Annotated in this window: 16 protein-coding genes; 10 read left to right on the top strand and 6 right to left on the bottom strand. The window is 39.5% G+C overall.

Annotation, left to right across the window (positions count from 1 at the left end; all coding sequences use genetic code 11):
• Window positions 1-50: 50 nt before the first annotated feature.
• Complete coding sequence (aceK, locus tag ABD005_RS05160; RefSeq protein ID WP_343815773.1) at window positions 51-1832, bottom strand: bifunctional isocitrate dehydrogenase kinase/phosphatase; 1782 nt, start codon at window positions 1830-1832, stop codon at window positions 51-53.
• A 272-nt stretch (window positions 1833-2104) separates the two neighbouring features.
• On the opposite strand from aceK, the gene queA reads away from it, so the two are divergent.
• The 10 genes from queA to ABD005_RS05110 all read left to right on the top strand — a co-directional run bounded on the left by queA (window position 2105) and on the right by ABD005_RS05110 (window position 12362).
• Window positions 2105-3196 carry a tRNA preQ1(34) S-adenosylmethionine ribosyltransferase-isomerase QueA gene (gene queA / locus ABD005_RS05155; RefSeq protein ID WP_343815770.1) on the top strand — a complete coding sequence of 364 codons (1092 nt, stop codon included), beginning with the start codon at window positions 2105-2107 and terminating at the stop codon, window positions 3194-3196.
• Window positions 3197-3283: 87 nt separating this feature from the next.
• Window positions 3284-4417: a tRNA guanosine(34) transglycosylase Tgt gene (gene tgt / locus ABD005_RS05150; protein WP_343815767.1), complete on the top strand. Its 1134-nt coding sequence runs from the start codon at window positions 3284-3286 to the stop codon at window positions 4415-4417.
• 49 nt (window positions 4418-4466) lie between these two features.
• Complete coding sequence (gene yajC / locus ABD005_RS05145; protein WP_215980856.1) at window positions 4467-4802, top strand: preprotein translocase subunit YajC; 336 nt, start codon at window positions 4467-4469, stop codon at window positions 4800-4802.
• Between the two features lie 174 nt (window positions 4803-4976).
• Window positions 4977-6824, top strand: a complete 1848-nt coding sequence (secD, locus tag ABD005_RS05140; protein WP_343815764.1) for a protein translocase subunit SecD — start codon at window positions 4977-4979, stop codon at window positions 6822-6824.
• A gap of 20 nt (window positions 6825-6844) precedes the next feature.
• Window positions 6845-7792 carry a protein translocase subunit SecF gene (secF, locus tag ABD005_RS05135; protein WP_215980858.1) on the top strand — a complete coding sequence of 316 codons (948 nt, stop codon included), beginning with the start codon at window positions 6845-6847 and terminating at the stop codon, window positions 7790-7792.
• A 285-nt stretch (window positions 7793-8077) separates the two neighbouring features.
• On the top strand, window positions 8078-8215 hold the full coding sequence (locus tag ABD005_RS05130; RefSeq protein ID WP_343815760.1) for a hypothetical protein: 138 nt from the start codon (window positions 8078-8080) through the stop codon (window positions 8213-8215).
• Between the two features lie 360 nt (window positions 8216-8575).
• Window positions 8576-9151 (top strand): elongation factor P-like protein EfpL, encoded by a 576-nt coding sequence (gene efpL, locus ABD005_RS05125; RefSeq protein WP_343815757.1) that lies wholly within the window; start codon window positions 8576-8578, stop codon window positions 9149-9151.
• A 275-nt stretch (window positions 9152-9426) separates the two neighbouring features.
• Complete coding sequence (locus tag ABD005_RS05120) at window positions 9427-10329, top strand: M14 family metallopeptidase (RefSeq protein WP_343815754.1); 903 nt, start codon at window positions 9427-9429, stop codon at window positions 10327-10329.
• Window positions 10330-10450: 121 nt separating this feature from the next.
• The gene (locus ABD005_RS05115; protein WP_343815752.1) at window positions 10451-11704 is read left to right on the top strand and encodes a GNAT family N-acetyltransferase; all 1254 of its coding nucleotides are present in this window, start codon (window positions 10451-10453) and stop codon (window positions 11702-11704) included.
• A 52-nt stretch (window positions 11705-11756) separates the two neighbouring features.
• Entirely contained in the window at window positions 11757-12362 is a 606-nt protein-coding gene (locus tag ABD005_RS05110) for a DUF938 domain-containing protein (RefSeq protein WP_343815749.1), read from the top strand.
• A 53-nt stretch (window positions 12363-12415) separates the two neighbouring features.
• Here the strand turns inward: ABD005_RS05110 and pbpC are convergent, their stop codons facing one another.
• The 5 genes from pbpC to fdhD form a co-directional block, all read right to left on the bottom strand.
• Window positions 12416-14974, bottom strand: a complete 2559-nt coding sequence (gene pbpC / locus ABD005_RS05105; protein WP_343815746.1) for a penicillin-binding protein 1C — start codon at window positions 14972-14974, stop codon at window positions 12416-12418.
• A gap of 36 nt (window positions 14975-15010) precedes the next feature.
• Window positions 15011-20011: an alpha-2-macroglobulin family protein gene (locus ABD005_RS05100; RefSeq protein ID WP_343815743.1), complete on the bottom strand. Its 5001-nt coding sequence runs from the start codon at window positions 20009-20011 to the stop codon at window positions 15011-15013.
• A gap of 296 nt (window positions 20012-20307) precedes the next feature.
• On the bottom strand, window positions 20308-22827 hold the full coding sequence (locus tag ABD005_RS05095) for an EAL domain-containing protein (protein ID WP_425544882.1): 2520 nt from the start codon (window positions 22825-22827) through the stop codon (window positions 20308-20310).
• Between the two features lie 316 nt (window positions 22828-23143).
• The gene (locus ABD005_RS05090) at window positions 23144-25429 is read right to left on the bottom strand and encodes an FdhF/YdeP family oxidoreductase (protein WP_343815741.1); all 2286 of its coding nucleotides are present in this window, start codon (window positions 25427-25429) and stop codon (window positions 23144-23146) included.
• Between the two features lie 56 nt (window positions 25430-25485).
• Window positions 25486-26307, bottom strand: a complete 822-nt coding sequence (gene fdhD, locus ABD005_RS05085) for a formate dehydrogenase accessory sulfurtransferase FdhD (RefSeq protein WP_343815738.1) — start codon at window positions 26305-26307, stop codon at window positions 25486-25488.
• Window positions 26308-26360 lie beyond the last annotated feature (53 nt).

The raw sequence follows: 26360 nt of genomic DNA, 5'->3' as shown, positions 1-26360 counted from the left end.
TGACGACTGTTCGAACAAATAAGCAACAAAGCGGCTTTAAAGTATGCGTTTTACACTCGGTGCCGAGTGTTCTTTTGCTTTGCTGCGGTTAGTTTGCGTAAAAAACAAAATCTCTCTTCATTGGGGTAGGGGTAAACATCTTCATAAATACCGTTGGCGACTTGTTGTTGACAATGCTGCCAATAACTTGCTGTTAATAAATCTTCATGGTGAATTTTAAATGCTTTGAGGTAACGTGGATTGGCTAATGCAAAGGTCGCGAGCTCCTCAGGAAACATATCACCGGGCAAAACACTATACCAAGGCTCAGCAGCATATATTTGTTCGGCGGTCACTGCTTTGGGTTTCACACGAAAGTTAATTTCATTCATATATGCTATTTCATCATAATCATAAAAAATCACGCGACCATGGCGGGTTACACCAAAGTTTTTTAATAGCATGTCGCCTGGAAAAATATCGGCACATATTAATTGTTTTATTGCATCGCCATAACCTCGTAGTGCTTCATTAATGGCCGAGTCATTTTTATTAGCGAGTGCATCCGCTAAATATAAGTTTAATGGCGTCATTCTGCGCTCTATATATAAGTGCGCAATGATAATTAACTCATTTTCGTAGCGTATTAATGAGGGAGCTACTTGCATTAACTCGGCAAGTAATTGCTCATTAAAACGCTCTTTAGGAAAGGCGACTTCAGAGTATTCCATGGTATCAGCCATGCGGCCAACACGGTCGTGCAGTTTTACGAGGCGGTATTTATCTTTAACGTCTTGCCTTGACATGCTTTTACTCGGAGAGAACTTATCTTTAATAATTTTAAAAACATAAGGGTATGAGGGCAGAGTAAATACCGACATCACCATGCCTTTAATACCTGCGGCTAATTCAAACTTGTCTTCACTGTGAGTTAAGTGATGTAAAAAATCACGATAAAATTCCGTTTTACCTTGTTTATGAAACCCAATGGCCGAATACAAGTCTGCTTTGGTTTTATGGGGCATTAATCCTTGAAGAAAGTTCACTAGTGCATAGGTGTGTGTGCAATCAACAAAAAAGTAAGCGCGCGCAAAACCAAAGACTATTGCCATACTTTCACTGCTGGTTAATAGCGCATCTAAATATAAGCCGCCTTTTTCATTATTGAGTACCGCAATAATAAAAGGGGTTTCACCTGCTGGTGATAATACTCGGCCAATTAAATATGCACCTTTGTTGCGGTAGAAAGTGAAGTTGAGAATATCAAACCGTAATTCGGAGAGTTGATAACGTGTTTTTCGTGCTTGTTTCTTAAAAGCACGAATAAGCGTTTCTACATCACGATTTAAATCTTCAAAAGGAATCGTGGTTTTATGGCTATTCATAATATGGCAAATAGTAGCCTTTAAGCCTGATTTTTCTGGTTTGTAGCTAGTGTAAATACTTGGTGAGGGCAGTTGTTCTAAGCGTTTTGCAGTACTTTTTACAAAAATATAATCATTATGGTAGTACTTACGCTCGAATAAGTTGCAAAAAACAGAGTTGTAAAAGGTTTCGGCTAACTCAGGTTGTTGATGGCGTGCTAGTAAAGCTAAATAATGGCGTTTTACTTGTAACCATAACTCGCTATCAAGATTTTTTATTGAAAAGTCATGCTGTAACACTGTTAAGGTTTCTTGAACGCGTTGTTCGTAATAGGTAGTTCTTTCTTTGGCTGCTTGTTGTACTTCACGCCATTGGCATTGTTGAAAGCGCTGTTGGGCTGAGCGAGTTAACTCGGAGAAAATTTCAATATGCCGATTAAAACTTCGCATAATATGAGAAGCTATATCGAGAGATAGTTTATCCATCATCAGTCACACTCGTTAATTATTATGTTATAGCGCTAACCTTCATAAAAGAGAGCAGCATAGGTGAAAATAAGCATACGCGAAAATAAATGCGAGTGTAGCTACTTTTGCTAAATGTTAGTTATCACGAGTAATAATATGACGAATAGCAACTTTACTTTACAGTTAGCACCGCTATTAGTGAAATAGCGAGTCACAATCGCTTATTTAACTTGCTATCAGTGGCGCTCAGCTCTAAAATTACGCATTTTTTAAAATGAGTAATTGTCCCCATTATGCGTGTTTCTGACTTTTCTTTTGATCTTCCTGAAGAGCTTATTGCTCGTTACCCAAAAGCCGAGCGCACCGGTAGTCGATTAATGACACTTAATGGCAATTCTGGTGATATTACTGATGGTCGTTTTATTGATATTGTCGAGCAATTAAATGCTGGCGATTTATTAGTTTTTAATAATACTCGAGTGATTCCTGCGCGACTTTTTGGTCAAAAGAGCAGTGGTGGTAAAGTTGAAGTATTAATTGAACGTATTGTTGATCAACACACAGCACTTGCGCACATTCGTGCAAGCAAATCACCAAAAGTTGGCAATGAAATATTATTAGGTGCAATTGAAGGTGCCGATCACAGTGGTAGCTTAATTAAAGCCACTATGATGGCGCGACATGGTGCTTTGTTTGAACTGAAGTTTTCAGAAGAACAATCGGTGCTTTCAGTATTAGAAAATATTGGCCATATGCCTTTGCCACCTTATATTGATCGCCCTGATGAAGATAGCGATAAAGAGCGTTATCAAACCGTTTATAATGAAAAGCCCGGCGCGGTTGCAGCGCCAACTGCAGGTTTGCACTTTGATGAAGCTTTATTAGCGCAAATTAAAGCCAAAGGTGTTGAGTTAGCGTTTGTTACTTTGCATGTTGGCGCAGGAACTTTTCAACCTGTGAAAGTTGATGAAATCGCTGACCATGTAATGCACGCTGAGTATGTAGAAGTATCTGATGAAGTGGTTCAACAAATTTCCGCGACTAAAGCTCGCGGTGGTCGTGTTATTGGTGTTGGTACAACCTCAATGCGCTCGTTAGAAAGTGCTGCTAAAGTTTCGGCCGAAAAAGGCACTGAACTACAAGCATTTTATGGTGATACCGATATATTTATTACACCAGGCTATAACTTTCGCGTGCTTGATGCCCTAGTGACTAACTTTCATTTATCAGAATCAACGCTACTGATGTTAGTAAGTGCCTTTGCAGGTTATGAAAATATTATGAAAGCATACCAACACGCTATAACAGAGCAGTACCGTTTTTTTAGTTATGGTGATGCAATGTTTTTGACTAAGCAAGACAAGCAAGACCTGTTAAATAAATAGAATTAACATTAACCGTAATAGCTTAATAGTGGTTATTACGATGAAAATATGCCGCCGATCTGTTTCGTTGGTGGGCTAGGAGAAAAAATGAAATACGAATTATTGAATAAAGACGGTAAAGCTCGTCGAGGTCGTTTGACCTTTGACCGTGGCGTAGTTGAAACCCCTGCATTTATGCCTGTAGGTACTTATGGCACCGTAAAAGGTATGAAAACTGAAGAAGTTGACGCTACTGGCGCTCATATTATTTTGGGTAACACTTTTCATTTAATGCTACGCCCTGGTACCGATATTATTGAGCAGCATGGTGGTTTACATGGTTTTATGAACTGGGATAAACCAATTTTAACTGACTCAGGTGGTTTTCAGGTATTCAGCTTAGGCAAAATGCGTAAAATTACCGAAGAAGGCGTACGTTTTAGCTCGCCAGTGAATGGCGAAAAAATTATGCTGACCCCTGAACGCTCAATGGAAGTACAACGTTCATTAGGCTCAGATGTGGTGATGATTTTTGATGAATGTACGCCATATCCTGCAACGCACAAAGAATCAAAAGACTCAATGGAGTTGTCACTACGTTGGGCACAACGCTCAAAAGACGCTCATGGTGATAACCCATCAGCATTGTTCGGTATAGTGCAAGGTGGTATGTATGAAGACTTGCGTGAAGTATCAATTAATGGCTTAAAAGCGATTGAGTTTGACGGTTATGCGATTGGCGGTTTATCAGTAGGCGAGCCAAAAGAAGACATGGTACGCATATTAGATCATACCGCGCCCTTGATACCTGAAAATAAGCCCCGATATCTGATGGGAGTAGGCAAGCCTGAAGACTTAGTTGAAGGTGTACGCCGTGGTATTGATATGTTTGATTGCGTAATGCCAACGCGTAATGCTCGTAACGGTCACTTATTTGTGAATACTGGCGTGATTAAAATTAGAAATTCAAGCCATAAAACTGATACTGGCCCGTTAGATCCTACATGTGATTGTTATACCTGTAAGAATTATTCACGCGCTTACTTACACCACTTAGATAAGTGTAAAGAAATACTCGGCTCACAATTGAATACCTTACATAATTTACATTTCTACCAAAAAGTAATGCAAGGTTTGCGTGATGCGATAGAGCAAGGTAAATTAGACGCCTTTGTTGAAGAATTTTATGCACTACGCGGCTTACCCGTGCCTGAGCTGGCTGCGGGTAGTGAACAAGTTTAGTTATTAATTAAGACAATATTCATTTTAAAAGTAATAAGAAGAGGAAGTTATGAGTTTATTTATCAGTTCAGCCCATGCGTCAGCAGGACAAGCACCAGCTGGTGGTGGTATGGAAATGATCATCATGTTAGCGGTATTTGGTTTAGTCTTTTATTTTATGATTTACCGTCCACAAGCTAAGCGTGTTAAAGAGCATAAAGGTTTAATGTCATCATTAGCTAAAGGTGATGAAGTACTTACACAAGGTGGTTTAGTGGGTAAAATCATTAAAGTATCAGATGAAAAAGATTTCATCGTTATTACTATTGCTGAAAACACTGAAGTAACTGTGCAAAAAGGCGCAATTACAGCAGTACTTCCAAAAGGCACCATGAAGTCTTTATAGTGTCACCTTCGTTGCTTGGCTTTACTTTATAGTAAAGCCAAATGACAGAGTTAAAGCCTATAAACGTAAATAGCTATTTGAGTTAACTTTATTCGCTAACTCAAAGCTCGCAATAGTTTAGGTGAGGTGGCTGTTATTCCTCATTTGAAAAGAAATAAATAAAAAGGACCGATTGTGTTAAACAAATACCCTTTATGGAAAACACTGATGGTAGCGCTGGTCGTTGCTTTAGGGGCGCTTTATGCCGCACCTAACTTATACGGCGAAGATCCCGCGGTACAAGTATCAGGTCTACGTGGCGTAGAAGCCAGCGCTGAAACATTAGCAACGATAAAATCAACATTACAACAAGAAAATATCGAATTTGCTAATATCGAATTAGAAAATGGTCAAGTACTTACTCGCTTTAAAAATACTGAAGCTCAACTTAAAGCACGTGATGTTTTAGATGACGCCTTAGGTAGACAATATTCAATCGCTTTAAATTTAACCCCACAAACCCCTGAATGGTTAGCTGCTATTGGTGGTACACCAATGAAGCTTGGTTTAGATTTAAGCGGCGGCGTTAGCTTCTTAATGGAAGTTAACATGAGCGAAGCCATCAATAAAGCCAAAGTGGGCATGGTGGGTGATTTTCGTGGTGATTTAATTAATGAAAAAATTCGCTACCAAACGGTAAAAGAAGTTAACGATGATATTGTGGTTATCTTCCGTAAAGTTGAAGACTTAGAAGCTGCCCAGTCACTATTTAAAAAGAATTACCGTGATTTAGTGTTAGCAGCTGATGAAGATACACTAACACTTACCGCGAAAATGACTGACGAAAAGCTTAAAGAAATTCGTGAGTATGCTCTTCAACAAAACATTACTATTATTCGTAACCGTGTTAATGAGTTAGGTGTTGCAGAGCCTTTAGTACAGCGCCAAGGCAAAAAACATATTGTTATTGAATTACCAGGTGTTCAAGATACGGCTAAAGCGAAAGAAATTTTGAACGCTACGGCAACTATCGAGTTTAGACTGGTTGATACTGAAGGTGATTTAAATCAAGCCTTAAATGGTCGCGTACCCGCTAATGCTATTTTACTAAGAGATAAAAACGGTCAACCGACCTTACTTAAAAAGCGTGTAATGTTAACTGGTGATCATATCACTGACGCTAAATCTGGTTTTGATGAGTATTCACGTCCACAAGTTAATATTTCACTAGATAGTGCTGGCGGCAGTAAAATGTCTAACGGTACTAAAAGTAATGTTGGTAAGCCAATGGCCACAGTATTCATTGAATACAAGCCAACAGATAAACGCGATGGTGAAGGTAATATTATCTTTGAAAAAGTAGAAGAAATTATTTCTGTTGCTACTATTCAATCACGTCTAGGTAAAACTTTCCGTATTACTGGTGCAAGCAGCCCAGCTGAGGCGCACAACTTAGCACTACTATTACGTGCTGGTGCTTTAATTGCGCCAATTACGATTGTAGAAGAGCGTACTGTTGGACCAACATTAGGTGCTGAAAACGTTAAGTTAGGCTTCCAAGCGATTGTGTTAGGTTTTGCTTTAGTTTTCATTTTTATGATTATTTACTACAAAGCGTTCGGTGTTGTCGCTAACTTTGCCCTAGGCGCTAACTTAGTATTGATTGTTGGTATAATGTCACTTATTCCTGGGGCTACCTTAACCCTACCAGGTATGGCAGGTATTGTATTGACAGTTGGTATGGCGGTTGATGCCAATGTTCTGATATTTGAGCGTATTCGTGAAGAAATCCGCGAAGGTAAAACTATTCAGCAAGCTATTCATCAAGGTTATGAGTCAGCATTTTCAACCATTATTGATGCCAATATTACCACTTTAATAGCTGCATTGATTTTATTTGCTGTCGGTACAGGCCCAGTGAAAGGTTTCGCGGTAACATTATCAATTGGTATTATTACCTCAATGTTTACCTCTGTTGTTGGCTCAAGAACCATAGTGAATGCTATTTGGGGCGGAAAGCGTCTTAAAAAGCTTTCTATATAAAGACAGGGATTTAAAAAATTATGCAAATTTTACAATTGAAAAACACTGTCGCGTTCATGAGTTACCGTAAGTATGCCTTCATTTTTAGCGTATTACTGATGATCGCCTCTATCGTGTCTTTAGCCACTAATAAATTAAACTTTGGTTTAGATTTTACTGGCGGTACCTTAATTGAAGTAGGCTTTGAAAAAGCGGCTGATTTAGAAGCCTTACGTACAGTCATGGAAACTAATGGCTTTGCTGATGCTAAAATTCAGTTTTACGGTAGCTCGCGCGATGTTGTTATTCGTTTAGGCTTACGTGAAGATGTTAAAGCAGAAATGCTGGGCAACGAAGTTTTAGAGATACTACAATCGAGCACAGGTCAAACTGTTGATATGCGCCGTATAGAGTTCGTTGGTGCAAGTGTTGGTGATGAGCTAGCAGAGCAGGGTGGCTTAGCAATGCTAACCGCGCTTATCTGTATTCTTATTTACGTTGCCTTTCGATTTGAGTGGCGCTTTGCTATCGGCTCTGTTGTCGCTTTATTTCACGATGTACTACTAACGTTAGGTCTATTCTCTGTTTTACAGTTAGAGTTTGATTTAACGGTATTAGCAGCGATATTAGCGGTTATAGGTTACTCGCTTAACGATACCATTGTTGTATCAGACCGTATTCGTGAAAACTTTAGAAAGATTCGTAACACAGAGCCTGAAGACGTAATTAATATCTCACTAACGCAGACTTTGAGTCGTACTTTTATTACTTCAATAACAACCTTGCTAGTATTGGCGGCACTATTCTTTAAAGGTGGTGCGTTAATTCATGGTTTTGCCACAGCATTGTTATTTGGTGTTTTTGTTGGTACTTACTCATCAATTTATGTGGCGTCGTTTGTTGCGTTAGCATTAGGGATTTCTCGTGATGACTTAATCCCAGAAGTGATTGAGAAAGAAGGCGAAGATCAAGAAGCTATGATGCCTTAATACGCACAGCACTTTTAACAAAATAGTTTCCTAAAAAACCAAGTCTTGTACTTGGTTTTTTATTACCTCACTGACAGTATTTATAAGTTCTACCGTGACTTCTTTACGCTTTAGTACCGTTATTTCTTGTAATAACAAAGACTTTGTTTTTTCTGTAAGCTTAAATTTACTATTTAAATAGTAACAATTTCCAAGGGAAATATCGCTTGTGTAACTCTTTGTGTAATAATACAGTTATGGTTACATGTTGTGGAGGCTGTTATGGCCCATGAGGAACGAAACAAAATGCTAAATACTACTGATGCTAAACTTGATAATACAACGGAAGATAATAAATCTACGCTTGAACTTCTAGCTGATGCTAACCATCAAATTGAAGAGCTTAAACTACAAATTGCTTGGTTAGAGCGCTCTTACGAGTAATTAGTATTAGATTTGATAATGAGTTTTGTGCTCGTTATATTACGTCTTACTATGGCTTAGCTAAGCCTTAACTGGCTTTAATTAAGTTAGCTAATTTTAGTTAAGTTTAGTTAAGTGAATTTGAAAAGCAGAAATATAAATTTATATTTCTGCTTTTTTGATCTCATTGAAGTATTTTAGCTGTTTTGTATGTAGCTCTACTTGAAATATTACATCGTTATTTAACTTTGCTGCGATAATGCTTTTGCCTCGTAAGCGTATAAATAGCGAATTAGTAAAGATAAGGCATTTTCATCATGGCTAGATCGTGCTATTTTTCAGACAATAAATTTTTATCGTATTAGTAAAGGAAACCCTACTATGCCAAAGGCTAGTGATATAAAGAAAAATGCTGCAATAGAGTACAATGGTAAAGTACTTATTGTGAGAGATATTACCCGTTCTGTACCACAAGGTAGAGCAGGGGGCAGTTTATACCGTATGCGTTTATACGATGTGGTAACAGGCGGAAAAGTTGATGAAACTTTTAAAGCTGAAGATATGCTTAACCTAGCAGACTTAAGCCGTCGTCCTTCAATGTTTTCTTATATTGATGGTGACGAGTATGTTTTCATGGATAACGAAGACTATACTCCATATAACTTAAATAAATACAGCATTAGTGATGAAGTATTGTTTATCAATGAAGCAACCGAAGGTTTATCAATTATCATCGTAGATGGCACGCCAGTTGGTGTTGATCTTCCAGCAAGTGTTGAGTTAGTTATTACCGAAACAGATCCTTCTATTAAAGGAGCTTCGGCTAGTGCAAGAACAAAACCTGCTATTTTATCTACAGGGTTAACAGTACAAGTTCCTGAGCACATTTCTACTGGCGATACAATTAAAGTAAATACCACAGATCATAAATTTATGGGTCGTGCAGATACTAAGTAATAAATTGTAATGGTTATTTTTAATGCCCGCTTTGCGGGCATTTTATTTTTTACGATTTGTCATCGTAAACGTTGAGTGATAAGCATGACTAGCGAATGACTAAGTAACCTGCTCTCGACTTAACAAATGTTTCTTTAGCAACTTTTTTCCTAACTGCTTCGGATACAGAAAAGTAGTTTTTGCCGATATTTCAATTTGTTAAATATCTCTTAAGCCGAGCTCAGGTTAAGTAATAATACTGATAAAGTTATCGCATAAAAATAAGGTGAAAATGTATGTATGATATTGGCAGCCCAGGTGTCACTTGGGGCGATAAAGAAAAAAAACAGTGGTTTAACAAGCAAGTGATTAAACGCTCATATCACGATGAGGTTTTACTGAAAGTATTACCATTAGCGTCACTTTTTGATGTTGAGCAATATGGCGCGTTAACCATTGATAAAGCTCGCTATCCGTTATATGCCATTAAAAGTAAAAACTGGCAAGCCGATAAAAAAACGGTGTTAGTGACTGGTGGCGTTCATGGTTATGAAACCAGTGGTGTGCAAGGGGCAATACGTTTTGCACAAACGCAGGCTCAAGATTATCAAACATTGTTTAATGTTATTATTTTACCATGTATCAGCCCATGGGGTTATGAAACGATTAATCGTTGGAACCCAAAAGCAATTGATCCTAATCGTTCATTTTATGCAAATAGTCCTGCAGAAGAGTCTGCTGCTGCGCTGAACTTAATGCAGTCATTAGACACTGAAATTTATCTGCATATTGATTTACATGAAACTACTGATACCGATAATTCAGAATTTAGACCAGCGCTCGCAGCACGTGATGCTACAGTGCATGACAACTGGAATATTCCTGATGGCTTTTATTTAGTCGGTGACAGCACTAAAACGCAAGCAGACTTTCAAAAAGCGGTTATTACTGGCGTTGAAGCGGTTACACATATTGCTCCTGCAGATGATTCAGGCAAACTTATCGGTGTAGATATTGAGCAGCACGGCGTTATAAACTATGCCGCGCGTGAACTTGGTTTATGTATGGGGTTAACAGATGCAAAATTTGTGACTACAACCGAAGTTTACCCTGACAGCCCAAATGCCGATGATGAAAACTGTATTCTTGCGCAAGTGGCAGCAATTACCTCAGCGATAGCGTATGCTAAAAACAATTAAGATTATTTTTTATCGTTAAGCTTATCTGCGTTAAGTCGGCTTGCTTGAGTCGACTTTTTAATAGTGCAATGAACTTAATAGCCCAGCTTTCAGTATATATTTTAAGGTGTGTAGCATTTCAATGCCGATAACATTTGTTGATAGCCTTGCCAATATTAGTCAGCGTGATTGGCAAGCGCTTAATTGCTCTAATTCACCTTTTTTAAGTTATGATTTCTTTCATGCTTTAGAAAAAAGCCAGTCGGCTACTGCTGAGCAAGGATGGCAGCCTCATCATATGGTGGTTAGCCAAAGGGCAGAGTCATTAAAGCATGCTAGTTCCAATATAAGCCCAGCGATTAATGTTGACGATAACTCAGACGCTAAAACTAATGTTACCGCCATATTACCCTTATACCTTAAGTCACACTCATGGGGGGAGTATGTGTTTGACTGGAGTTGGGCACAGGCCTATGACGATCACAACATTCCTTATTACCCTAAATTGGTTGGCACCATTCCATTTACTCCAGTTACCAGCCCTAAATTATTAGGGGATTTAACACTGCATGATACTTTTTCATTATTAAGTGAGCATTGCCAGCAGCACAATATTCACAGTTGGCATTTACTTTTTTGTCAGCAAAACCAGGTGACGCAAAGCGATGCTAATACCGCTGAAGCTTTACCAGACGACGTGTACTTACGCCATACGGTTCAGTTTAATTGGTTTAATCGTGATTACACCAGCTTTGATGATTTCCTAAGCCGCTTTAATGCGCGTAAACGAAAAAACACCCGTAAAGAAAGAGCGTCTATCGCTCAGAAAAATATTACTATTAAGCGGGTTAACGGCGCTGATATTACCGAGCAACAGTTAGAGTTTTTCTATTTAAGTTATCAATTAACTTATTTAAAAAAGGGTCACCAGCCACATTTGAGTTTAGCTTTTTTTCAACAGGTGCTATCAAGCTTAGCCGACAACATTTTATTAGTGATTGCTAGTCGCGATCAGGTAGCAAACGAGAATAATAAAAATAATGTTGAAGTTGAGAATATTGCCTGCGCTTTATTCTTCTTTGATGACACCCATTTGTACGGCAGGTATTGGGGTTGTACAGAGCCAATTAAAAACTTACATTTTGAGCTTTGTTATTATCAAGGAATAGAGTTTTGCATTGAGCATAAATTACAATGCTTTAACCCAGGTACTCAAGGAGAACATAAAATTCAGCGTGGCTTTGAACCCGTATTAACGCATTCATATCATTGGGTTAAACACCCTAGCTTTCAGCCGAGTATAAAAGACTTTTGCCAGCGAGAGCGTGAACATATGCAGGTTTATTTACAACAATGTCAGCAAGCGCTGCCGTTTGCTCAGGTGGCTGGCAGCTAAGTGGTCACAGGTTACAGATGCTTAGCAATAACAACGTAGTAAAAGGAATGTTATGGAACTTACCTATTCACAAGCTTGTGAAAATAATAAAACCGCAATTTTAGAGGTATTACAGCGAGTATTTTTACAGAGTAAACAAGTACTCGAAATAGGCTCAGGTACTGGGCAACATGCACTTTATTTCTCTGCGAATTTACCGCAGCTTACTTGGCAACCGAGTGATTTATTAATCAATCACCCCAGTATTATTTATCGTCAAGAAAACGAGGGCAGTGCTAATTTATTACCGCCACTGTTACTGGATTTGAATGAGCCTTGGCAAGCTAGTGCGTCGTTAACCAAAAAGGTTGACGGTATTTTTACCGCAAACACTTTGCATATTGTAAGTTGGGTGTTAGTCGAAAAGTTCTTTGTTGGCGTCGCTGAAAATTTAAGTGCGGGTGGAACCTTGTGTATTTATGGCCCTTTTAATTACCATGGGCAATATACCAGTCAAAGCAATGCTGATTTTGATCTTTGGCTAAAAGATCGTGATAGTAACAGTGCCATTCGCGACTTTGAAAAAATTACAGAACTTGCCAGCTCTGTTGGGTTATCGCTTATTGAAGATAATACAATGCCTGCGAATAATCGTTTATTGGTTTTTAAGCTGCAATAACGTAATTTATTCAGCTAAGGTGAGTTAGGGTAAACTGAGTGTTAAAGCTTAAACTATTGCAAGGTGATCATAACCATATCGGTATTACCCGCCTGATCTTGCACTATAATTTGCTGCTTGCCTTGCTCAACCTTAGCACCACCAGTAATAGCACTTGAAAATTCATGGTTGATACTTTCATTGTTCTCACTTTGATAACGAAACTCACCGTTAATGTACCAGCTTTTTTTACCACTACCGCCCACCGTTTTAAGCACTATACTAGGAGCTTCACCGTTCTTACCAGATCTTCGATAAATACTATTGTTTTCAATGCCGACAATATTAAGCGTCGCACTACTTGATAATAAAGTCTCTGCACATTGCTCGTCACTTTGAGGAATAAGCGTGCTACGCTGATAACGTTTACTGAGCCATGGCTCAAGAACCTTTGGCCATAACGCTACTTGTTTACGCTCTTTGGGGTTCACTAAGCAGTCAATTGACACCCGACGCTGGTTGTTAGGGTTAAGCCAGTAGTTAAAAAGCCCGTTTTGCCATGCGTCACTATCAGCGCTATGCCATGTTGGGGGAATTACTTGATCAATAATCCATGCTTGATGTTTTTGTTGGCAAAAGGCTTTGTTGTCCTCTGAATATTTAGTGCCTAATGGCCAACAAATCATTTCAGCAGTTATATTATCTGGCTTAATGATTTCTTGCGGGCTATTTGGCAATTGGTCCGCCACTTTAAATAGCAAAGGCCCTGCGGTTATACCGCCATAATGACCGGGCATTGCTGTGCCATCGGGCCGCCCTAGCCAAACACCAATAGTATATTTTTTATTAACGCCTATTGCCCAAGAGTCTCGATAACCATAACTGGTGCCCGTTTTCCATGCCAAGGTGTTATGGCTGTTTGCCTTGCTAAGTCTTGCCGCTAGCGTATTAATGCTATCAGGACGCTTAATACCTGAAAGTGTTTTTTGAATTACCCATGAACTCGCGGGGGATAATAACTGTCGGGTTACTTTGGGTTGAGCGAGTTGTTCTTGTAAATAACGTAATTGATGCACTTTTCCTTGGTTAGCCAGCGCTGAATATTGTTGTACTAATTGTGCTAACGATGTTCCCGCACCGCCTAATATCACCGCAAGGTTTGGTTGATTATCAGGAATAGATAAATGTAATCCGGCGTTGTCTAATTGACTAACAAAGCGGTTAACGCCATAGCGATCAAGTAAATCTACCGCTGGCATATTTAATGAGCGTTGTAATGCGCTGTGAGCCGATACTGGCCCATTGAAAGCACCATTAAAGTTGGCGGGGCGGTATTGTCCTTTATTTCTTGGTACATCAGCCAACAATGAATGGGAATGAATTAACCCGTCATCTAAGGCTAAACCATATAAAAAAGGCTTTAAGGTTGAGCCCGGTGAGCGTGTTGCTTGGATCATATCAACATAACCAAAACGTTTGCTATTGGCAAAGTCTGCAGTGCCTAAGTAAGCTTTGACTGTTGAGGTGGTATTGTCGACCACCAACACTGCAGCGGAGCTTTTTTTGGGTAAACGTACCATGTAGGCATTCACTAGCTCTTGTAAGCCTTGTTGTAATTCAGTATTGATCGTGCTTTTAATGACAGACTGAGTTGGTGATTGATTCAGTAACCGTCTGGCAAGTAATGGTGCTAACTGTTGGGGTTTAAAGCTGGCGCTATAGACTTGTTCGAGTTTAGCGTCCTTGATCTCGCTTTGAGACCAAACGCCAAAGTCGGCCAGACGTTGTAAAACTTTATCGCGCGCCCGTTGAGCTGCTTCATTATGTAAATCAGGACGATAGCGCGTTGGCGCTTGTGGTAATACTGCTAATAGTGCCGCCTCGGCGTGAGTGAGTGTTGAAGCTGGTTTATTTAAGTAGGTATAACTGGCTGCTTGTACACCTTCAATAGTGCCGCCAAAAGGCGCAGTGTTGAGGTATATTTGTAAAATTTGTGATTTTTCTAAATGCCATTCTAGTTGTAGCGTACGTAATACTTGCTGGAATTTACCGGTAAAGCTACGGGCATGAGGGTGCAATATACGCGCAACTTGCATCGATAAGGTTGAGCCACCAGAAATAATTTTCCCCGCGCTAATATTTTGATAACTTGCACGTAATAATGATAAAGGGTTAATGCCATAATGCTGCCAAAACCAGCGATCTTCATAGTTAAGTAAAGCTTCAATATACAAAGGCGATACTTGCGATAAGCTGATTGGGTAGCGCCAAATGCCATTATTATCGGCAAAAGTACGTAACAGTCTATCGTTTTCATCAACAACAACGCGAGCAAATTGCTTTTTTGTTTGTTTACTTTGGTTTTGTGCTGAGCCGTCATTCAAGCGGTTATGAGCTGTTGAATGATAGACGGCATGCGGTAAATTCAGTGGGTAGCAATAATCAAGGATGATTGCGCTTGTGGTGAACAATAATAAAAAGCCACTAAATAGCAATGCTAAGCGTAGATTTTTATTGAAAATTAAGTGTGTTTTGAGTGATAACAACCAAACTTTTGGGCGGTATTTTTTCCACCCAGATCTCGGTTTTTTGAGATGCTTTAGTGTTTTATGGTTGTTATCACTAGCTGTCATGAACAATGTCTACTTCTTATTAGCCTGAATGTCAGACTACTTACGTTTAGGCTGACTAACATTGATGTCAGGTGTTGCATTGCCAATACCACGTAGTTCAGGTCTATACATATCTTCAACCAATGAAGAGGGTACTTTATAAGTTCCTGGCGTTACCGCTCGGGCTAAATAGAATAGCTGTACGGTATGACCTTGATAAACTTCTAAGGCTGCGACAAAGCGATCGTCTCTAAATTCTTGATGCTTTAACGGGCTTTGTTGCTGCCAATGGCTAATGCTTTTGCCGTCAACCATAATTTCATCAAGTTTAATGCTATGAGCTAAGTTTTGATTTTCTAGCTCAAAGCCTGCAGGAAGTAAATCAATAACCATAGCATCAGGTGTTCTTTGTTTAGCGTTAACGGTTAGGTTAACTAAAAACAACTCACCAACAGTAACGTTTTTAATTGAAATTTCTTTGCCTTTTAGCGTAAGCCAGCGACGTTGTATTGCCAGACCGTTAGCACTTTCAGCAGGGGCTTTTTTGCTATAACCGTTAAGGCTAATACTTGCTAGTAGCGGTGTTTCATTAGTTGAGGTAATACTGACAGGTGTTTGTAAACTACTTGCTGGTAATGGCTGACTATAAGCGCCCGTTTGACTTAAGCTTGCGGTGGCCGCGTTAAGTAATAAATCAGCAGACCAAAGCTTATTGTTTACCTGATTATCTTTCAGTGATAACCCAGCTAAAAATAATGCATTGCGCTCTTGAGTGCTAAAATATTGTCGCTGATTAACTAACTCAGCCAAGGTAAAGCTTAAAGCGATGGCTTGCTCTGGGCTTTGTTTATGTTTGAGCATTAAGTGGATCATCATTGCTAAATCACGGACTTGGCTACCGTAATCAGCTAAGTAACGCGTTCTTTTTTTGGGCAGGTTTTTTAGCGCACTTGCGAATAAAGTATTACTACGCTTTTTATCGCCCATATTTGCCAATGCCAGTGCCAGTTGTATTTGTGATAAACCGCTACGAGCCTCTTTAGCATGGTTACTAGCAAGGCTACGTAACGTCCCTAAAGGTGCTTGGTTGACTCGTGACAATACATAAGCGGCATACGCTTTATAAGCAAAGTTGTAATGCTTGGCGTCATCGCTCCAGCGCTCGTTATAAAAACGACCTGAATGAGCAAGGTAGCGCTGTAATCGCTTTAATGTGTCAGCCAATAACGCTTCAGGAACATTGACCCCCATATCACGAGCATTTAATAAAAAATCGCCGACATAAGCGGTTAACCAATGCTCTTCCTCTGAAGTATTACTCCATAAGCCATAACCGCCATTACTTAATTGTAAGGTTGCTAAACGCTCAATTCCTTTATTAATCATCGCTAAGCGTTCACTTTCACTCACGCTTTTTATGCCCATTAACTTTTGTTTGTCGGGGCTGGCGAAAATGAGCGGGTAAACTCGACTGCTGGTTTGTTCTAAACAGCCGTATGGATACAGCATTAAATGGCTTAACTGATTTTGTAAGTTAATATCAGCGCGGTTGGCTATAGATACAGAGGCTTGGAGTGTTTCTGGAATTAAGCTATTTACCTGTGCTAAATCAAGTGACAACTGCTCACCTTGCATTAACACCTTTTGTGTTTTAGTTAAGGTTGCTGGGTAAGCGGGGCGTAAACCAAGTTGCCATTGCTGATTAATACCCTCGTTAAGTTTTTCTCCAGTAACGGCCAAGTTAAACTGTGCTTTTCCGCTGGCTGCTTGTGCTGTTACTTGATAAGTTAGTGTTTCTTTTATGCCATTGGATAAGGTTATTGTTTGGCTGTTATTAAGCGCTTTTACGGCACCAGAGGCGCTAAAATTAACCTGGAGTACTTGTTCGGCGCCACTGAGGTTAGTAATATCTAACGCGATAGTGGTTTTATCGCCCATAGCTAAAAAGCGTGGCATGGCAATTTGGGTGACTACAGGAGCGGCAATCGTAATGTTTTGCTCTGCATGGCCAAATTCATCATCAGTAAAAGCAACAGCCATCAATTTTAATTGACCATTAAAGTCTGGAATATCTAATTCAATCTCAGCTTCACCAGCATCGTTAAGAGTAACTAAACCACTAAAGAGTGACACAATTTGCACATCTGACTGTGGCGCTTTACCGCCACGAGTTAAATCACTGTCGCCACCAAAGCGTAAGTTGGCTTTTTCTGCTTGGCTTATTTCAATCACCTTATGATAAACATCACGTACATCAACACTGTATCGACGTTGGCCAAAAAATGCGTTGAAAGGATCAGGCGTTTTAAAGTCGGTGATACTGAGTACGCCAACATCAACCGCTGCTAAGGTAACAAAAGCTTTGCTAGATTTATTGATATTGTTGGTAGCGTTTTGCGCATGGGCAACGTTAACTTTTACCGTTAACTTTTTATTCGGTAAGGATTTTTCTGGCGCATCAACGCTAATATTTAGTTGTCGACTACTGCGCTCTAGCGGTAAATGTATTAAGCCAAAACTACGCTTAGGGGTAATACTTTTAATGTTATTACCAGCTTGTAAAACAACAGCACTAATATAGAGGTTATGTTGTTGCCACGCTTTTGATAGCGGAATCTCAACAATAGCACCTTCACTAGGAATACTAATACGCTGCATCCATAGCGGAGCGTCACCTTCTACCATAATAATGGCTTCGCCTGCTTGCGGCGGAATAACTTTGACCTTAACAGTATCGCCTGCGGCATAAGCTGCTTTATCTAGCGCCATAGTGATTTTGTCTGGTTTAGCAGCGCCACTGCCATTTTGTGCTTGTTGCCAATTTTCATACCAGTTAGTACCAGCATAAAACTGTTTGCTAGTTAAGAGGTTATTAGCGGGATCTCTAACCTCTAGACGATAACGACCCCATTCAACAGGAAATTGTACTTGCGCACTTTCGTTCGCTTTAATATTAACGGTGGTAGTTAGCTCAACAAATTCTTTATCGTTCCACTGGTAGTGCCAACCTTGATTGTCGGTGTAAACCCAAAAGTAACGACGGTCTTCTCTAATGAGTTTGACATCCAGATTATTGGCAGCATATTTTTTACCGTCGAGAGAGGCTTTGATAATGTCAAAGCTTACCTTTGAGTTAGCTTCAGGGTTGTTATTACCAAAACTGCTACGAATGCCTAGTAGTTTCTCTTGAGGCCAAACTAAACCTGAATATGCTCGTGAAACGGGACGTCCACCAGACTCATATAAACTACTAATAAATTGTACTCGTAGCGGGCTGTTAAGCTCTGACAAGTTGTCATTAAAGCTAATACTCCCTCGTCCGTTGGCATCAAGTTCAATATCACTTAATTGACTACGGCTATTAAAGGTAACCTCTTGGCTATTACCAAACTCAAATAGCGGTAAACTTACTACTGGGTTACGCCATTGAGAAACATTAACTTCGGTTGATAAACGGTTACCAGACGCTGGTGCGCCATATAAATATTCCCCTAAAATATCAACCGTTAAGGGTTTGCTTTTTGTACTTACTACGCGCTTATCTTCATTTTTGGGGTTGAAGGTTAGTTTTAAACGCTCAGGTAAAAACTCTTCTACTTTAAAGTCAAAAGTGAATATTTCATCGGTTATGCTAGCAACATTTAGTTGCCAATTACCCACTTGAGCGCTCTTGGGAATTGACCACGCGTGGTGATAATAGCTTTGCTCATTACCAGCCCATTTAAAGGTTTTTACTTGCGTGCCGTCAGGGCTAATAATGGTTGCGGTTAAAATGCTATTTGAGATCAAACCACCATCTTTATTGCGTAGTAAGGCATTAAAGTTAATTATTTCGCCAGGGCGGTACAAATCACGTGGTGCGTAAATAAATAGTGTTTGTGGTTTACTTGGACGTAGCCCTAAGTCAAATTCAGATAGATCTAATGCTGGTTTATGGATTTCGATTACCGAAAAGTGTTGCTCACTTTTTGCAATGATCAGCGAAGCGAAGTTAAGGTTACTGGTAAATGAAGCTTGACCGCTAGGTGAGGTTAGTCCTTGTTGTAGTATTTCTCCTTGATTATTTAATAAGCTGATTTCAACTTGCGCTAAGGCTTTACCCGATGTTAATGATGATGCAAAAACGTCTATCTGATTATCATAAAAGCGCGCATGTAAGCCAATATCGGTAACAGAGAACCACATCATTTGTTGTTTATTATAAGTGCCAGCCTTGGTCATAACCGCTAAGTAAATTCCTGGGTTTTCAAGAGCTGTAATACCCGCGATATCAATACTGCGTTCTACGCGAGTATTTTTAGGCGCGTTTAACTCGTATCGGCCAGTATAAGCTAAATCACCAAACTGAGTGACACGCTCAACTCCCCAGTAGTGGCGGTTGTATTGCATTTCATCTAAAAATCGTTGTTGATCTTGCTCTCGAATGCGGTAGAAATTTATATCAACCGAGTCGGTATTAACGCTAACAACAGGTAAACCATTGCCTAACCCTTGGGTTAAAAAGGCGCCAGTGGTATTAAAGTTAATGCTGGCAGTGAGACTATTGGTTGTTACTTCATGGCTTTGTACTTGCTTTAACCTTTGACCATTTGCAGCAACAAGCCCTTGATAAATGGTAATGTCATAAGTTTTTTCTGGTTCAGTATAGGAAAACCACGCGACTTTTCCTGACTTAGAAAGCACCCAAGCACCGTCAATAACGCCAGATTTTTTGCGACTGATATTGAAATACTTTTGATGATCTTTTGCGGGATCTAAGGGGACAGATAAAGTAACGGCAATGGAGTTTTTACCATTACGGCTACGTTCAGAGACATCAAGTACCGTTAATGGCACATTAGCGTAATCTTGCTGTACTTGCTGAAGATTAAAGGTGGCTTCAGGTATAGGACTGTTTTTAGGGGACGTTGTTGTAGAGTTTCCGTCCTGAGAGGAGATTTCAGGCTTCGTTGCAGTACTTGACGCTGGTGATTGGTCATTGTTGCAACCTGCTAATGTCAATAGCGCTAACATTAACGTTATTAGTAAAGCTTGTAATGTTGAGGGGATGGTCTTCATGTCATAGTCCTTTAAGCTTAAGTAATACCTGCTGGTACTTACTTTTATTGGGGCTGATTATAAAGAAATGCTGATGGTAAAGTAAGCCTAACAAGTGAAAGTGGCAAGGTGATGGGCGAATAATGATGAAATATGGCAATGTTTATTTGTTAGAAGTAAGTTTGAAGCTTAATAAGAATGCTAACGTTAACTTTTTATTTATGTAATCTGTTAAATTCAACCTAGAACAAAGCGCCAGATAAAAATTAATTCCTTATTTTATCTGACGCGATATTTATTTTACACTTTTAATAAAGCTATATCGTATCTAGCATAAGTATGCTTGATATATGTTGCTCTGGTGCCGGTTTGCTGTATAGATAGCCTTGTATTATATTGCAGCCATGTTCTAGTAAAAATGACATCTGTGCTTCGTTTTCTACCCCCTCAGCTACAATTTCTAGCTCAAGGTTTTGTGCCAGCATAATAATAGCAGAGGTAATTTGGGCTTCTCGATAGTTGTTGGGTAACTTGGCAATAAAGCTAGCATCAATTTTTATAATATCAATTGGTAAGCGAGTTAAGTAACTTAACGAAGAAAAGCCAGTACCAAAGTCATCTAGGGCTATTTTTATCCCCATTTTCTTTAATTCTTGTAAAATATTTGCGGCATTGTCTAATTGCTTAATGAAGCAGCTTTCGGTTACTTCTATCTCGAGTAACTCTGGTGGTAGCTGACTAATTGATAAAATTGACTTTACCGAAGCAATGAGGTCGCCTTGATGAAAGTGCAATGGTGATATATTTACTGCAATACGACCACAGTTTACGCCGTTATCTAGCCAAGTTTTACGTTGTTGGCATGCTTGTGCTAATACCCAGTTGTCTACTTCAGCAATTAAGCCTAACTCTTCGGCCATAGGAATAAACTGTGCTGGCGATACTTGCCCCAGTGTAGGGTTAGACCAGCGTAATAAAGTTTCAACACCATGTATTTCATCGTTAAGAATATTTTTTTGTAACTGATAATTTAATATCAGCTCATTGTTTTTTAACGCTAAACGAAAGTGATTTTGCATTAAAGAACGCTCTAATGATTGTGCATTCATTGCTGGAGTAAATAGCTGAAATGAGTTTCGACCAATGTCTTTCGCGCGATACATGGCAATATCAGCGTTTTTGAGTAGCTCTGTTTCATTGGTGCCATCGTCAGGGTAAACGGCAATACCAATAGAGGTTGTCACTTGTAAAGTGTGTCCGTCAATATGATAAGGCTGACGAACTTGATCAATAACGCGCTGACAAATTTTGCTGATATGTGAAACTTCTTTGATTTCAGTGAGTAATAGCGTGAACTCATCGCCTCCTAAGCGTGCAACGGTGTCGCCTTCTTTGATACTGTCGGTTAAGCGTTTAGCGATGCTTTGTAATAATTGATCGCCAACACGGTGACCATAGTTGTCATTAATATCTTTGAAATAGTCTAGATCAATAAAGAATAGTGCCACTTTTTCTTGATTTCTATGTGCTGATGCGAGTGCAATGTCAATGCGATCGTAAAACAATCTGCGGTTAGGGAGCTGGGTTAATTCATCATAAAAAGCGAGGTTTTCAATACGCTTTTCAGCCATTTTTCGGTCGCTAATATCGCTGAAAATAGCAGCGAAAGTCTGATTTTTTTGTTTGCTTTCACTGATTTCTATGATGGTTAACCATTGTGGATAAACTTCTCCATTTTTACGTTTATTCCAAATTTCTCCTTGCCATACTCCTTCGGTGAGTATCGTTTGCCATAGTTCGTGATAAAAGCTTGCACAATGCAACCCTGAGCTAAGTATGTTGGAACGTTTACCAATAACCTCATCTGCTTGATAGCCAGTAACCTTAGTAAAGGCAGGGTTGACTGACATAATTGAGCCATTAGCATTAGTGATCATAATACCGTCTAAAGATGCTTCAATAATTTTTTCAGCAATTAATAGGTGTTGCTTCGATTTTTTTAATGCCACATCACGTTGTTGTACAATTTGATGAAGCTCTTCTACATAAGCAAGCTCTATATCTGACATGATATTGTCCATTGTTAACAGGCCAATTATCTCATCATGACTATTACATACGGCAAGGTGACGTATGTTGTTATTAATAAGATGTTGATACGCTGAATAAAGCGAAGTATTACTGTTAACTGTTTGCAAAGGGTAGTTAGCATAGTGCCAAGCACTATCATTATTATATTGTACGCCAGTTAATATTGTCAGTAAGTCTCGTTCAGTAACTATGCCGTATTGCTGCCTTTGGGTATGGTAAATTAGTGCGGCCGAGCGTTGCGTGTTTTTCATATGTTGCGCAACACAATTAAGGCTATGCTGCTGATTAAGCGACTCGGTTATTTTTTTATAGCTGTTAGCTACTTTTTTCGCTTGTAAGTAATGCTCAATACCTTGGCTTTTTATAACGTCACTTTGACTAACGATACCGATAGGCGAATTATTATTATCGACTACGATAAAATGCCTAATTGCGTGACTACGAAATTTAGCAGAAAGCTCATGCACCAATAAGTTTTGTTGTATGGTAAGCACAGGAGTGCTCATTAGTTGGCTAATTTCAGTAATAAAGGTTTTATTTTCATTAAAATTAATTTTACGGCAATCGGCCTCGGTCCATATACCTATTGCTTTACCATTATCTATAACTAAAATTGAACTGATGTTTTTCTGACGCATTCTACTAGCGGCTTTATATATGGGAGTATCAGCAGTACATGTAAGAATATTCATTTGCATGATATCTTTAACAAGTAAAGTACTACGAGAAATCGTATGGCTATGCAAAGCAAACCTCTGTTAACGTGTGTGGGGTAGCTGGGGTTATATTATTTTTCTGGGGCAATGATTTGAATAATACTGCTAAACTAACTTGAGAATATAACTCACTTAAGTTGCTATTTTTTAATGTTAGCAATATTGAGCTGTATTCTCTTTTTAGCGAAGTATCAGCAAATACTTTAACTATTATTTAGGTTATTAAATAAATTGCCACTAGTGTCCAAACAGTAACAAAAATCATTACCGATTATGATGATCTAGCTCAGGTTTTTATGAAATAGTTGTAACTTTGTCGATTAAGTTTTTGTGAGTACTTATCATTTCACGTTGCTGATTTTTCAAGTGTTACGGCAATAGACTTATAAGTTGGCGTGCCACAATCATCAGCCGTGCTTTCAAGTGGTACTAGTGGATTAGTTTCAGGGTAATAAGCGGCAAGGCAGCCACTCGGGATTTGATAAGGAATCACTTTAAAGTGCTGGACACTACGCTCAATACCATCACTAGAAACCGTTTTTATTGTAACGCTATCACCTTCTTTTAGGTGTTGTTTTTCCATATCTTCAGCATTAGCAAATACAACACGCCTTTCGCCATACACGCCACGATACCTGTCATTCATGCCATAAATTGTAGTGTTATATTGGTCATGAGAGCGCAAGGTTTGCAGAGTAAATACTAAAGATTTTGTGTATTGTTCAGCAACTTCAAACGCTAGTTGTTCAGGTAATGCAGTGTGAGAGAACATTGCTTTACTGGTAGCAGTATTCCATTGACGAAGCGCAGCTGGATTTTGTAAATAGAAACCGCGCTTTTCTTCAATGCGTTGATTGTAATCAGTAAAGCCAGGTATCACCGCAGAAATTTCATCTCTAATTAAGCCATAATCATTGGCTAAATTAGACCATGGCACAATACTTTCACCTAAGGTTGCGTTAGCTATACCTGCGACAATGGCGGTTTCAGACTTAAGTAAAGGACTGGCGGGTTCGTTTTGACCACGCGAACTATGTACCATGCTCATTGAGTCTTCTACGGTAATACATTGTTCTCCGCTGCTTTGGTTATCAATTTCAGTACGACCTAAACAAGGAAGAATAAGGGCTTTTTTACCGGTAACAATATGGCTACGATTAAGTTTGGTACTGATATGTACCGTTAAATCGCAGTTTTTTAGCGCTTGATAGGTACGCTCTGTGTCAGGAGTTGCCGCAGCAAAGTTACCACCTAAGCCAATAAATACTTTGGCTTGTTTAGCTAACATGGCATGAATAGATTCAACCGTATTAAAACCGTTACTTTTAGGTGGTGTGAAATGATAACGTTGTGCTAACGCTTCTAGAAATGCAGAACTAGGTTTTTCATTAATCCCTACAGTACGGTTACCTTGTACGTTAGAGTGCCCGCGCACAGGGCAAGCACCAGCGCCAGCTTTACCTATATTACCGCGTAATAATAAAACATTAATAAGCTCTTGTACGGTGGCAACCGAATGCTTGTGCTGAGTAATACCCATTGCCCAAGTAAAAATAACCTTGTCGCTATGGGCATAAATATCGGTCATTAACTCAATATCAGCACGAGTCAGTGCGCTTTGTTGTAATATCTTCCCCCAAGAGGTACTTTCAACCGCTTGCTTATATTCTTCAAAACCATGGCAATGACGAGCTATAAAGTCATTATCTAGCATAGTGCTGTTGGTTGTCGCGCGTTCAAATAAGCTTTTAGCTATACCACGTAAAATTGCCATATCGCCACCTAAACGCGGCGTAAAATAATGCTGACTAATCGTGGTGCTACTAAAAATGAGCATTTCTTTTGGGCTTTGTGGGTCAGCAAAGTGTTGTAAGCCTTTTTCTTGTAAGTTATTAATGGCGACTATACGTGCACCGCGCTTACTGGCCTTGCGTAAGGTTCCTAACATGCGTGGGTGATTTGTTCCGGGGTTTTGGCCAAAAACAAAAATTGCATCAGCAAGCTCAAAGTCATCAATAGTAACCGTGCCTTTGCCTGTGCCTAAACTACGAGTAACACCTATGCCTGAGGCTTCATGACACATGTTAGAGCAATCGGGGAAATTATTAGTACCATATACACGACCAAATAATTGATACAAATATGCAGCTTCGTTACTCGCTCGACCTGAGGTGTAAAAGAGTGCTTCGTTAGGAGAGGCAAGTTGTTGTAAATTTTCAGCAATAAGTGAGAATGCTTCATCCCAGCTAATAGGGTGATAATGGTCATCACGAGCATCGTATAGCATTGGCTCAGTTAAGCGACCGCTTTTCTCTAGCGAATGGTCGTCCCATTGCTGTAATTCGGTGAGTGAGTGCTGAGCAAAAAACTCATCGCTGGTACGTTTTCCTGTAGCTTCCCAGGCAATGGCTTTTACGCCGTTTTCACAAAAATCAATTTTTCCAGCTTTTTTCTCATCGCCCCACGCGCAACCTGGGCAATCAAAGCCACCAGGCTGATTTGCTTTAAGGAGTGTTTTTACCCCTTGAGCAGATTTTTCTGTTTGAATTAAATGCTTAGCAGAGCTTTTTAATGCGCCCCAGCCTCCAGCGGGGTGAGGGTAAGGTGAACCATTTTTTGATGATGTTGACATAAAAACCTCGAGTGCTAAGTAAAATAATTAAAGAATAAGTTAAATAAAAGTGTAAGTTAAGCAAACCGTTTAAGCTGGCGATTACAAAAGCTAAAAAGCACCAGACCTGTTTGCTGTGCAGAGTTTACCGCTAAGTTAGTTGGCTGCGCTAATGTTACTAGCGTTAATATGCCTGCACGCGCAGCTTTTGCAACAAGGTCATGACTACAACGGCTGCTTAGGATAATAAATCCTTGTTGGTAGGTATTGGCCTGTGCCAAGCAACCAATAAGTTTATCTAATGCTGAATGGCGACCGACATCTTCACGATAAGCTAGTGGCTTACCTAATAAATCAAAGTAAGCAGCGCAGTGATTACCGCGTATACCATGGTGTTGTTGCTGTAACTCGTTTAAGCACGATCTCGCGTTAATTATGGTTTGTTCATTAGGAATATTCGCTAACTTACTTGTTTTGGTGGTACTGACTGCGGTGGTGTTTTTATTGCTGGCGTTGAGTGTGGTTAACAGCATTGCTTCATTGATAGACTCGAGACCACATAAACCGCAGCCCGTTGGCCCAGCTAAAGTACGGCGGCGCTTTTTAAGGCGGTGCTCTGCTCGAGCCGATACGATTAAATTTACTTGTTTCCCGAGTGACAATGGCTCAATGATTATGTCGGTCACTTCACTGATGTTTTCAATAAAACCTTCGCTAAGAGCAAAACCTAAAGCAAAGTCTTCTAGGTTATTGTCTGAGACCATCATTACCGATTGACTAATACCATTAATACAAACCGCTAGGGCTATTTCACAAAGCTGTGCTTGCGCTAAACTCACTTCTTTCTCTTGAGCAGGAAGTGTAGTAGCTGTTGTGACTGTTTGTTTTAGCTGGCTCATAAGTTATCAGTGTTGGTCTTAATGACGATAAATATTAAATGGCAGTAATATGC

Source organism: Colwellia asteriadis, assembly GCF_039523295.1.
Taxonomy (GTDB): domain Bacteria; phylum Pseudomonadota; class Gammaproteobacteria; order Enterobacterales; family Alteromonadaceae; genus Colwellia; species Colwellia asteriadis.
Note: the sequence above shows the minus strand (reverse complement) of the source record. Positions and strands in the feature narration are given on the sequence as shown.

Excerpts from the sequence above, each read along its gene's own strand:
- aceK (WP_343815773.1), bottom strand. The coding sequence starts at position 1,832 with ATGATGGATAAACTATCTCTCGATATAGCTTCTCATATTATGCGAAGT.
- queA (WP_343815770.1), top strand. The coding sequence starts at position 2,105 with ATGCGTGTTTCTGACTTTTCTTTTGATCTTCCTGAAGAGCTTATTGCT.
- tgt (WP_343815767.1), top strand. The coding sequence starts at position 3,284 with ATGAAATACGAATTATTGAATAAAGACGGTAAAGCTCGTCGAGGTCGT.
- yajC (WP_215980856.1), top strand. The coding sequence starts at position 4,467 with ATGAGTTTATTTATCAGTTCAGCCCATGCGTCAGCAGGACAAGCACCA.
- secF (WP_215980858.1), top strand. The coding sequence starts at position 6,845 with ATGCAAATTTTACAATTGAAAAACACTGTCGCGTTCATGAGTTACCGT.
- ABD005_RS05130 (WP_343815760.1), top strand. The coding sequence starts at position 8,078 with ATGCTAAATACTACTGATGCTAAACTTGATAATACAACGGAAGATAAT.
- efpL (WP_343815757.1), top strand. The coding sequence starts at position 8,576 with ATGCCAAAGGCTAGTGATATAAAGAAAAATGCTGCAATAGAGTACAAT.
- ABD005_RS05120 (WP_343815754.1), top strand. The coding sequence starts at position 9,427 with ATGTATGATATTGGCAGCCCAGGTGTCACTTGGGGCGATAAAGAAAAA.
- ABD005_RS05115 (WP_343815752.1), top strand. The coding sequence starts at position 10,451 with ATGCCGATAACATTTGTTGATAGCCTTGCCAATATTAGTCAGCGTGAT.
- ABD005_RS05110 (WP_343815749.1), top strand. The coding sequence starts at position 11,757 with ATGGAACTTACCTATTCACAAGCTTGTGAAAATAATAAAACCGCAATT.
- pbpC (WP_343815746.1), bottom strand. The coding sequence starts at position 14,974 with ATGACAGCTAGTGATAACAACCATAAAACACTAAAGCATCTCAAAAAA.
- ABD005_RS05100 (WP_343815743.1), bottom strand. The coding sequence starts at position 20,011 with ATGAAGACCATCCCCTCAACATTACAAGCTTTACTAATAACGTTAATG.
- ABD005_RS05090 (WP_343815741.1), bottom strand. The coding sequence starts at position 25,429 with ATGTCAACATCATCAAAAAATGGTTCACCTTACCCTCACCCCGCTGGA.
- fdhD (WP_343815738.1), bottom strand. The coding sequence starts at position 26,307 with ATGAGCCAGCTAAAACAAACAGTCACAACAGCTACTACACTTCCTGCT.